Origin of the sequence: Pseudomonas sp., assembly GCF_049645325.1 — a bacterium.
In the GTDB taxonomy this organism is placed as follows: Bacteria; Pseudomonadota; Gammaproteobacteria; order Pseudomonadales; family Pseudomonadaceae; genus Aquipseudomonas.
The window spans coordinates 1-8,799 of sequence record NZ_JBARTQ010000465.1; the positions used below are offsets into that span (position 1 = coordinate 1).

Below are 8,799 nucleotides of genomic sequence, written 5' to 3' on the forward strand. Positions count from 1 at the left end.
GCGGTGAATCAGTCGCTGAATGTGTTGAATGACACACCGCATTCGCGAGCAAGCCCGCTCCCACACAAGCCCTGCTCCCACCTAAGAACTGCTCCCACATAAGCCCGGTTCCAACCATCATCGAGAGTGATCCATGACAACTCTGCACGCTGAAGCCGTCGGCAAACGCACCTGGCCGCAATACCTCGGCTGGGGCCTGTTCCTGGTCGTGCTGGCCTGGGCCTGGCACGGCGCGGAAATGAACCCGCTGGCGCTGTACCGCGATTCCGGAAACATGGCGACCTTCGCCGCCGACTTCTTCCCGCCGGACTTCCACGAATGGCGCTCCTACCTCAAGGAGATGATCGTCACCGTGCAAATCGCCCTCTGGGGCACGGTGCTGGCCATCGTCTGCTCGGTGCCGCTGGGCATCTTGTGCGCCGACAACATCACCCCGTGGTGGGTGCACCAACCGCTGCGCCGCGTGATGGATGCCTTCCGCTCCATCAATGAAATGGTGTTCGCCATGTTGTTCGTGGTCGCCGTCGGCCTCGGTCCTTTTGCCGGCGTATTGGCCCTGTGGATCAGCACCACCGGCGTGCTCGCCAAGTTGTTTGCCGAAGCCGTCGAAGCCATCGACCCGGGCCCGGTTGAAGGCGTGCGAGCGACCGGCGCGAGTGCCCTGCAGGAAGTGATCTACGGCGTGATCCCGCAAGTGATGCCGCTGTGGGTGAGCTACGCGCTGTACCGCTTTGAAGCCAATGTGCGCTCGGCCACGGTGGTCGGGATGGTCGGTGCCGGCGGGATCGGCGTGATCCTCTGGGAAAACATCCGCGCCTTCCAGTTCGTCCAAACCTGCGCGGTGCTGCTGGTGATCATCGTGGTGGTGAGCTGTATCGACGTGCTGTCCCAACGCCTGCGCAAGCAGTTCATCTGACGTCGGAGGGGTGCCCGCGCGGCGCTTTTTTTAAGCATGCAGTTGTCTAGACAAGATGAGCCGGTGTACCGCGAACTCGCGGACATCCTGCGCCGTGAACTGAGCAGCTACAGCGCCGGCGACTTCCTGCCCGGCGAGGTGCACATGGCCGAGCGCTTCGGCGTCAACCGCCACACCCTGCGCCGCGCCATCGACGAGTTGGTGTTCGAAGGCAGCCTGTTGCGCCGTCAGGGCAAGGGCACCCAAGTGCTCGATCGCCCGCTGATTTACTCGATGGGCGCCGAGACCTCCTACAGCCAATCGCTGTCGGCTCAGGGCGTCGGCGTGCAGGCCGTGTTGCTCAAGCGCCGCTATTGCTACGCCAGCCGCGACGAAGCCCAGCACTTAGGGCTTGCCGAAATGGCGCCAATGATCGAGCTGCAAACCCTGCGCAAACTCGACCAGCAGCCCGTCAGCCTGATCCGCCATCGCTACTGCGCCAGCCGTGCGCCGTTGCTGGCTGACTACAACGGCGGCTCGCTGCGCCAGTACCTGCGTGAACGAGCGCTGCCGTTGACCCGCACCCAAAGCCTGATCGGTGCGCGTTTGCCCAACCGTGATGAAGCCGCGCTGCTGATGATGCCTCGGCACTTGCCGGCCCTCACCGTTTTTACCCTTTCCTGCGATCGCGACGGCCGCCCGGTGGAGCTGGCGCAGTCCACCAGCCGTTCGGATCGCTTCCAGTACCAAGTGGTGACTTGAATGGAGTCCTCAATGAGCGTGTCCCCGCGTCAGCATTGGATGGGCGTGCTTGCCCGCGCCCAACGCAATGAATTGCAACCTCACGAAGCTGCGTTGAAAGACGTGGAATACCAAACCATCCGCGCCCCGGAAATCGGCATGACCCTGGTGCGCGGCCGCATGGGCGGCAACGGTGCGCCGTTCAACGTCGGCGAAATGAGCGTGACCCGCTGCGTGGTACGCCTGGCCGATGGCCGCACCGGCTACAGCTACCGGGCCGGGCGCGACAAGGTTCACGCCGAGCTGGCCGCGCTGGCCGACGCCCACCTGCAAGGCACCCAGCCGAGCATTTGGCTCAGTGATCTGATCACTGCGCTGGCCACTGCCCAGGCCGCCCGCCGTGCGCGAAAAGAGGCCGACACGGCCGCCACCAAGGTTGAGTTCTTCACCCTGGTTCGAGGAGAAAACTGATGAATGCGCACCTGTTGCAACCGGCGTTTGTCGACCCGGTACTGGATGCCCAGCGCGGCTTTCGCGCAGCCCTCAAGGCACTCGCCGAACCGGGTTTGATTCAGCATTTACCGTCAGCCCCGCGCCTCGATGGCCTCGCACCCGCCACTTATGCCCTGTGCCTGGCCATGCTGGATATGGACACGCCACTGTGGCTGGCGCCGAGCTTCGACACGCCGCTGATCCGCGCCAACCTGGCGTTCCACTGCGGCTGCCCGCTGACGGCCCATCGCGAAAAGGCTGCGTTCGCGTTGCTCGGCGAACCGGACCTGCTCGACCTCAGCGGCTTCGACCACGGCAACGACCGCTACCCCGACCAGTCCTGCACCTTGCTCGTGCAGCTCACCGACCTCGAAGCCGGGCGCGGCCTGCAGTGGCGCGGCCCGGGCATCAAGGCCCAGCGCTTGGTCAATGTGCCGGTGCCGCAAGCCTTCTGGCTGGAGCGCCAGCGTCGCGAAGCCTTTCCCCGTGGCCTGGACGTGCTGTTTGCCGCCGGTAATCACTTGATCGGCCTGCCACGCAGCAGCCGTGTCGCAGAGGAGCGTGCCTGATGTACGTAGCCGTCAAAGGTGGCGAACAGGCCATCGACAATGCCCACAAGCTGCTGGCGAAAAAGCGCCGGGGCGATACTGCGATTCCGGAACTGAGCGTGACGCAGATCCGCGAGCAACTGCCGTTGGCGGTGGCACGGGTGATGACCGAAGGCTCGCTGTTCGACGAAGAACTCGCCGCGCTCGCCATCAAGCAAGCAGCGGGGGATTTGGTCGAAGCAATCTTCCTGTTGCGCGCCTACCGCACCACGCTGCCGCGCTTCAGCCCGAGCCTGCCGATTGATACGGCGCAGATGTCGTTGAGCCGGCGTTTGTCGGCCACGTTCAAGGACGTGCCCGGCGGCCAACTGCTCGGCCCGACGTTCGACTACACCCACCGCCTGCTGGATTTTTCACTGCTCGCCGAGGGTGAATACCCAGGCCCGCAGACCACGCAGGAGGCGCAGATTGAAGCCTGCCCGCGCGTGCTCGGTTTGCTCGCCAAAGAAGGCTTGATCAAGAACGAAACCGACGACAACGCGAGCATTGCCGACATCACCCGCGACCCGCTGGAATACCCCGCCAGCCGCGCCGAACGCCTGCAAACCCTGGCCCGTGGCGATGAAGGTTTCCTGTTGGCGCTGGGTTATTCGACCCAGCGCGGCTACGGCCGCAACCACCCGTTTGCCGGTGAAATTCGCATCGGTGACGTCGAGGTCTGGGTCGACCCCGAAGAGCTGGGTTTCCCGATCTGCCTGGGCAGCATCGAGGTGACCGAGTGCGAAATGGTCAATCAGTTCGTCGGTTCGGCCACTGAGCTGGCGCAGTTCACTCGCGGCTACGGCCTGGCGTTCGGGCATGCCGAGCGCAAGGCCATGGGCATGGCGTTGGTCGACCGTTCGCTGCGCGCCGAGGAATACAACGAAGACGTCGTGTCGCCGGCCCAGCGCGAGGAATTCGTGTTGGCCCACTGCGACAACGTCGAGGCCGCGGGCTTTGTCTCGCACCTCAAATTGCCTCACTACGTGGACTTCCAGGCCGAACTGGAACTGATCCGCAAACTGCGCCAACCGGCCGAGGGCTCCCGCCATGAATGACCTGACCCAGCCGCCGGTACGTGACCCGGCGTACAACTTTGCCTACCTCGACGAGCAGACCAAACGCATGATCCGCCGCGCCTTGCTCAAGGCCGTGGCGATCCCCGGTTACCAGGTGCCGTTTGGCGGCCGCGAGATGCCGTTGCCGTATGGCTGGGGCACCGGCGGCATGCAACTGACCGCCGCGATTCTGGGTGATGACGACGTGCTCAAGGTGATCGACCAGGGCGCGGACGACACCACCAACGCCGTGTCGATCCGGCGCTTTTTTGCGCGCACCGCGGGCATCGCCACCACCGAAGCCACGCCGGACGCGACCGTGATCCAGACCCGCCACCGTATCCCGGAAACCGCGCTGCAGGCCGGCCAGATCATGGTCTATCAGGTGCCGATCCCCGAGCCGCTGCGCTTTATCGAACCGTCGGAAACCGAGACGCGCACCATGCACGCCCTCAATGATTACGGGGTGATGCACGTAAAACTCTACGAAGACATCGCCACCTTCGGCCACATCGCCACCGCCTACGCCTACCCGGTGATGGTCGACGAGCGCTACGTGATGGACCCGTCGCCGATCCCCAAATTCGACAACCCCAAGCTCGACATGAGCCCGGCGCTGATGCTGTTCGGCGCCGGGCGCGAGAAGCGCCTGTACGCAGTGCCGCCGTACACCCAGGTCACCAGCCTGGACTTTGAAGACCACCCGTTCGAAGTGCAGAAGTGGGCACACAACTGCGCCATCTGTGGCAGCCACGATTCCTTCCTGGATGAGCTGATTCTGGACGACGCGGGAACCCAGAGTTTTGTGTGTTCCGACACGTGGTATTGCGCCCAGCGCGTAAAGGAGAACAACCAGTGAGCCAGCCGTTGCTACAAGTGCGTGACCTGTCGTTGCTCTACGGCCCGGAGAAAGGCTGCCAGGGCGTGAGCTTCGATCTGTACCCCGGCGAAGTGCTGGGCATCGTCGGCGAATCCGGCTCGGGCAAATCCACCTTGCTCTCGTTGTTGAGCGGGCGCCTGCCGCCGCACGCCGGGACCATCGGCTACCGCAGCACAGACGGCGAATGGCTCGACCTCTACAGCGCCAGCGAAGCCGAGCGCCGCACCTTGCTGCGCACCGAATGGGGGTTTGTCGAGCAGAACCCGCGTGATGGTCTGCGCATGGGCGTGTCCGCCGGCGCCAATATCGGCGAGCGTTTGATGGCGCAGGGCGTGCGCAATTATGAGCAACTGCGCGGCGCCGGTCTCGACTGGCTCGGCCAGGTAGAAATCGACCTGCAACGCATCGACGACTTGCCGCGCACCTTCTCGGGCGGCATGCAGCAGCGCCTGCAGATCGCCCGCAACCTCGTGTCCAGCCCGCGCCTGGTGTTCATGGATGAACCCACCGGCGGCCTCGATGTGTCGGTGCAAGCGCGCCTGCTCGACCTGCTGCGGGGCTTGGTGCGCGAGCTGGATTTGGCCGTGGTGATCGTCACGCACGACCTGGCCGTCGCGCGGCTGCTGGCCGACCGCCTGATGGTGATGCGTCGCTCCCGCGTGGTCGAAACCGGGCTCACCGACCAGATCCTCGACGATCCACAGCACCCTTACTCTCAACTGCTGGTGTCTTCGGTATTGCAGCCATGATGAATGCCTTGATCGAGGTCCGTGACCTCTCGAAAACCTTCACCCTGCATCAACAACATGGCGTGGTGCTCAACGTGCTGCGCGGCGTGGCGTTCAGCGTGCAGGCCGGTGAATGCCTGGTGCTGCACGGCGAGTCCGGCGCGGGCAAAAGCACGTTGCTGCGCACGCTGTACGGCAACTATCTGCCAGCGGGCGGCAGCATTCGTGTGCAGCACGCCGGTGAATGGCTGGAGTTGGTGGGCGCCGAGCCACGCGACATTTTGCAGGTGCGTCAGCAAACCCTCGGTTACGTCAGCCAATTCCTGCGCGTGATCCCGCGGGTGGCCTGCCTGGACGTGGTGATGGAGCCGGCCCTGGCGCGTGGCTGGTCCAGAGCCAATGCGCAGTCGCGCGCCGAACACCTGCTGACGCGGCTGAACATTCCGCAGCGCCTGTGGCAGTTGGCCCCCGGCACCTTCTCCGGTGGCGAGCAACAGCGCGTCAACATTGCCCGTGGCTTCATGGTTGAGTGGCCGGTGATGTTGCTCGACGAACCCACCGCGTCGCTGGATGACAACAACCGCCAGGTGGTGCTGGAACTGATGAACGAAGCCAAGGCCGCCGGGGCCGCGCTGATCGGCATCTTCCACGACCGCGCCGCCCGTGAAGCGGTCGCCGACCGCCATTTCGACATGACCCCAACGCCCGTCGCTGAAGAGGAATACGCCCATGCCCGCTGAACAGATCCTCAGTAATGCCCAGATCGTCACGGCGGATCGCATGTTCCTGGGTTCCGTGGTGCTGCGCGACGGCAAGATCGTCGACCTCGCCGAAGGCCGCAGCCAGTTGCCGCAGGCCCAGGACCTGGGCGGTGATTTCCTGCTGCCGGGCCTGGTGGAACTGCACACCGACAACCTGGAAAAACACATGACCCCGCGCCCAGGGGTGGACTGGCCGTCGATTTCGGCGGTGCTCAGCCACGATGCGCAGATCATCGCGGCCGGCATCACCACGGTGTTCGACGCGGTGTCCATCGGCGACGTGAACCCCAAGGGCAACCGCATGAAGAAACTGCCGGCGATGCTCGATGCCATCGCTTCGGCCGAAGATGCCGGCCTGACCCGTGCCGAACACCGCCTGCACCTGCGCTGCGAACTCTGCCATCCGGACACCCTCAGCGTGTTCCGCGACCTGGTGGAAAACCCGCTGGTGCGTCTGGTGTCGGTGATGGACCATTCGCCGGGCCAGCGCCAGTTCGTGCTTGAATCCAAGTACCGTGAGTACTACATGGGCAAGTACCACTTGAACGACGAAACCATGGACGCGTTTATCGTGCTGCAAATGGCCAATTCGAAGACCTACAGCGACCGTTATCGCGCGGCGATCGTCGCGCATTGCGTGGAGCGCGGGTTGTCGGTGGCCAGTCACGACGATGCGACGCTGGCCCATGTGGAAGAGTCGGCGCGCTACGGCATGACCATCGCCGAATTCCCCACTACGCTGGAAGCTGCGCGCGGTTGCCAGGCGCTCAACATGAAAGTCTTGATGGGCGCGCCGAACGTGGTGCGCGGTGGGTCGCACTCGGGTAATGTGGCCGCCGCCGGCCTGGCTGCCGACGGATTGCTGGATATACTTTCCAGTGATTACTACCCGGCCAGCCTGTTGCAGGCGGCGTTTGTGCTGGCCGACCAACAGGACGGCGGCGACCTCTCGCGGGCGGTCAAGATGATCAGCCTGGCCCCTGCGCAAGCGGCGGGCCTCAGTGATCGTGGTGAAATTGCCATTGGCCTGCGCGCGGACCTGGTACAGGCCCGCAGCCGCGAAGGGCTTCCTGTAGTGCAACAAGTCTGGCGACAGGCGAAGAGGGTGTTTTGATGGCAGGCAGGTTGATCTATCTCATCGGGCCATCCGGTTCGGGCAAGGACAGCCTGCTGGATGCCGCACGCCCACGCTTGGCCGAGCGCGGCTGCCGGATCGTGCGCCGCGTGATCACCCGCTCGCCGGAAGCGGTAGGTGAAGCGGCCCAAGGCGTGAGCCCGGAGCAGTTTGCCGCGATGCAGGCCGAGGGCGCATTTGCCCTCAGCTGGCAGGCCAATGGCTTGGCCTATGGCATTCCCCGTGAGATCGACGACTGGCTGGCCGCGGGGGAACACGTGTTGGTCAACGGCTCGCGCGCGCACCTGGCGCAAACCCTGGAGCGTTATCCGCAGGTGTTGGTGCTGTTGCTGACGGTGGATCAAGCCGTGTTGCGCCAGCGCCTGATTGCGCGAGGTCGGGAGTCTTTGGCGGACATTGAAGAGCGCCTGGCGCGGAACGCACGGTTTACCGCCGAGCTGATTGCCGGCAATGGCGCCGGGTTGTTTGTGCTCGATAACTCTGGGCCCCTGGAGCACACCGTCGAGCGCCTGCTGTGCTGCCTGGATCACGGGGATTCGGTGTGCGCCTGACGTTGCTGGGCACCGGTGACGCGCGGCAAGTCCCGGTGTACGGCTGTGAATGCGCGGCGTGCGCCCTGGCGCGCAGCGACGAGCGCTTGCGTCGTCGCCCGTGCAGCGCGTTGATCGAGTGCGGCGACCAGCGCTGGTTGATCGACAGTGGGTTGCCTGACCTGACTGAACGCTTCCCGCCGCGCAGCTTCAACGGGATTTTCCAGACTCACTACCATGCCGATCACGCCCAGGGTTTGTTGCACCTACGCTGGGGGCAAGGGCTGGTGATTCCGGTGCATGGGCCGGCGGATCCGGAGGGTTTGTCTGACCTCTACAAGCACCCAGGAATTCTGGATTTCAGCCAGCCGTTTGCCGAGTTTGAGACGCGGCAGTTTGGTGAGCTGAGTGTGACGGCGTTGCCGTTGCAGCATTCCAAATTGACGCTGGGGTATTTGCTGGAGGGGCAGGGGCGGCGTATCGCTTATCTGACTGACACGGTGGGTTTGCCGCCGGCGACGTTGGCCTGGTTGCAACGCGAGCCGCTGGATGTGCTGGTGGTGGATTGCTCCATGCCGCCACAGGCGCAGGTGCCGCGTAATCACAATGACGTGACGTTGGCGTTGCGCAGCATTGAGGAAACGGGGGCGCAGTTGGGGGTGTTGACTCATGTGGGGCATACGCTGGATGCGTGGTTGCTGGGGCATCGGCGGGAGTTGCCGCGGAATGTTTCGGTGGGTTGGGATGGGCGGGTTGTCTGACGGGATGTGTGTGGATCCGTTATTTGGGTGATGGCTTCTTAGGGTTTCGCCCTTACGGCGACTCACTTTGGAAAAGCCCCAAAGTAAGCAAAGGGCTCTTGCCTCTCCACTCGGTGCCTCGCTGTGGCTCGGCATGCCCTCACTCCGGCTTGAATCCGTGGGCCGCCGTGACGGGCCATCCATGGCCCAACACGGCTAACCCGGCGTCCTGCCGGGTTACCCACGGATTCA

General features: G+C 64.2%; 11 protein-coding genes. All 11 read left to right on the forward strand.

Annotated elements, in window-relative coordinates; all coding sequences use genetic code 11:
• The first annotated feature begins 133 nt into the window (after positions 1 to 133).
• From phnE to phnP, 11 genes are read left to right on the forward strand one after another with little or no spacing between them, the layout of a single operon-like run.
• Entirely contained in the window at positions 134 to 916 is a 783-nt protein-coding gene (gene phnE, locus WBB95_RS20150) for a phosphonate ABC transporter, permease protein PhnE (RefSeq protein WP_424489179.1), read from the forward strand.
• A gap of 36 nt (positions 917 to 952) precedes the next feature.
• Entirely contained in the window at positions 953 to 1,657 is a 705-nt protein-coding gene (gene phnF, locus WBB95_RS20155) for a phosphonate metabolism transcriptional regulator PhnF (protein WP_424489180.1), read from the forward strand.
• 12 nt (positions 1,658 to 1,669) lie between these two features.
• Positions 1,670 to 2,107 carry a phosphonate C-P lyase system protein PhnG gene (gene phnG / locus WBB95_RS20160; RefSeq protein ID WP_424489181.1) on the forward strand — a complete coding sequence of 146 codons (438 nt, stop codon included), beginning with the start codon at positions 1,670 to 1,672 and terminating at the stop codon, positions 2,105 to 2,107.
• The gene (gene phnH, locus WBB95_RS20165; RefSeq protein WP_424489182.1) at positions 2,107 to 2,697 is read left to right on the forward strand and encodes a phosphonate C-P lyase system protein PhnH; all 591 of its coding nucleotides are present in this window, start codon (positions 2,107 to 2,109) and stop codon (positions 2,695 to 2,697) included. Before phnG ends, phnH begins: the two co-directional genes overlap by 1 nt.
• A complete protein-coding gene (locus WBB95_RS20170; protein ID WP_424489183.1) occupies positions 2,697 to 3,773 on the forward strand; it encodes a carbon-phosphorus lyase complex subunit PhnI in 1,077 nt (358 codons plus the stop codon). The genes phnH and WBB95_RS20170 overlap by 1 nt, the downstream gene beginning before the upstream one ends.
• Positions 3,766 to 4,632, forward strand: a complete 867-nt coding sequence (locus WBB95_RS20175) for an alpha-D-ribose 1-methylphosphonate 5-phosphate C-P-lyase PhnJ (RefSeq protein WP_424489184.1) — start codon at positions 3,766 to 3,768, stop codon at positions 4,630 to 4,632. The genes WBB95_RS20170 and WBB95_RS20175 overlap by 8 nt, the downstream gene beginning before the upstream one ends.
• Positions 4,593 to 5,402: a phosphonate C-P lyase system protein PhnK gene (phnK, locus tag WBB95_RS20180; protein WP_424489188.1), complete on the forward strand. Its 810-nt coding sequence runs from the start codon at positions 4,593 to 4,595 to the stop codon at positions 5,400 to 5,402. Before WBB95_RS20175 ends, phnK begins: the two co-directional genes overlap by 40 nt.
• The gene (phnL, locus tag WBB95_RS20185) at positions 5,402 to 6,121 is read left to right on the forward strand and encodes a phosphonate C-P lyase system protein PhnL (RefSeq protein ID WP_424489189.1); all 720 of its coding nucleotides are present in this window, start codon (positions 5,402 to 5,404) and stop codon (positions 6,119 to 6,121) included. The genes phnK and phnL overlap by 1 nt, the downstream gene beginning before the upstream one ends.
• Positions 6,111 to 7,256 carry an alpha-D-ribose 1-methylphosphonate 5-triphosphate diphosphatase gene (locus WBB95_RS20190; RefSeq protein WP_424489185.1) on the forward strand — a complete coding sequence of 382 codons (1,146 nt, stop codon included), beginning with the start codon at positions 6,111 to 6,113 and terminating at the stop codon, positions 7,254 to 7,256. Before phnL ends, WBB95_RS20190 begins: the two co-directional genes overlap by 11 nt.
• On the forward strand, positions 7,256 to 7,828 hold the full coding sequence (gene phnN, locus WBB95_RS20195; protein WP_424489186.1) for a phosphonate metabolism protein/1,5-bisphosphokinase (PRPP-forming) PhnN: 573 nt from the start codon (positions 7,256 to 7,258) through the stop codon (positions 7,826 to 7,828). The genes WBB95_RS20190 and phnN overlap by 1 nt, the downstream gene beginning before the upstream one ends.
• The gene (gene phnP / locus WBB95_RS20200) at positions 7,819 to 8,568 is read left to right on the forward strand and encodes a phosphonate metabolism protein PhnP (protein ID WP_424489187.1); all 750 of its coding nucleotides are present in this window, start codon (positions 7,819 to 7,821) and stop codon (positions 8,566 to 8,568) included. Before phnN ends, phnP begins: the two co-directional genes overlap by 10 nt.
• The last annotated feature ends 231 nt before the right edge of the window (positions 8,569 to 8,799 follow it).

Excerpts from the sequence above, each read along its gene's own strand:
- phnN (WP_424489186.1), top strand. The coding sequence starts at position 7,256 with ATGGCAGGCAGGTTGATCTATCTCATCGGGCCATCCGGTTCGGGCAAG.
- phnL (WP_424489189.1), top strand. The coding sequence starts at position 5,402 with ATGAATGCCTTGATCGAGGTCCGTGACCTCTCGAAAACCTTCACCCTG.
- WBB95_RS20190 (WP_424489185.1), top strand. The coding sequence starts at position 6,111 with ATGCCCGCTGAACAGATCCTCAGTAATGCCCAGATCGTCACGGCGGAT.
- phnE (WP_424489179.1), top strand. The coding sequence starts at position 134 with ATGACAACTCTGCACGCTGAAGCCGTCGGCAAACGCACCTGGCCGCAA.
- phnG (WP_424489181.1), top strand. The coding sequence starts at position 1,670 with ATGAGCGTGTCCCCGCGTCAGCATTGGATGGGCGTGCTTGCCCGCGCC.
- phnF (WP_424489180.1), top strand. The coding sequence starts at position 953 with ATGCAGTTGTCTAGACAAGATGAGCCGGTGTACCGCGAACTCGCGGAC.
- phnH (WP_424489182.1), top strand. The coding sequence starts at position 2,107 with ATGAATGCGCACCTGTTGCAACCGGCGTTTGTCGACCCGGTACTGGAT.
- WBB95_RS20175 (WP_424489184.1), top strand. The coding sequence starts at position 3,766 with ATGAATGACCTGACCCAGCCGCCGGTACGTGACCCGGCGTACAACTTT.
- WBB95_RS20170 (WP_424489183.1), top strand. The coding sequence starts at position 2,697 with ATGTACGTAGCCGTCAAAGGTGGCGAACAGGCCATCGACAATGCCCAC.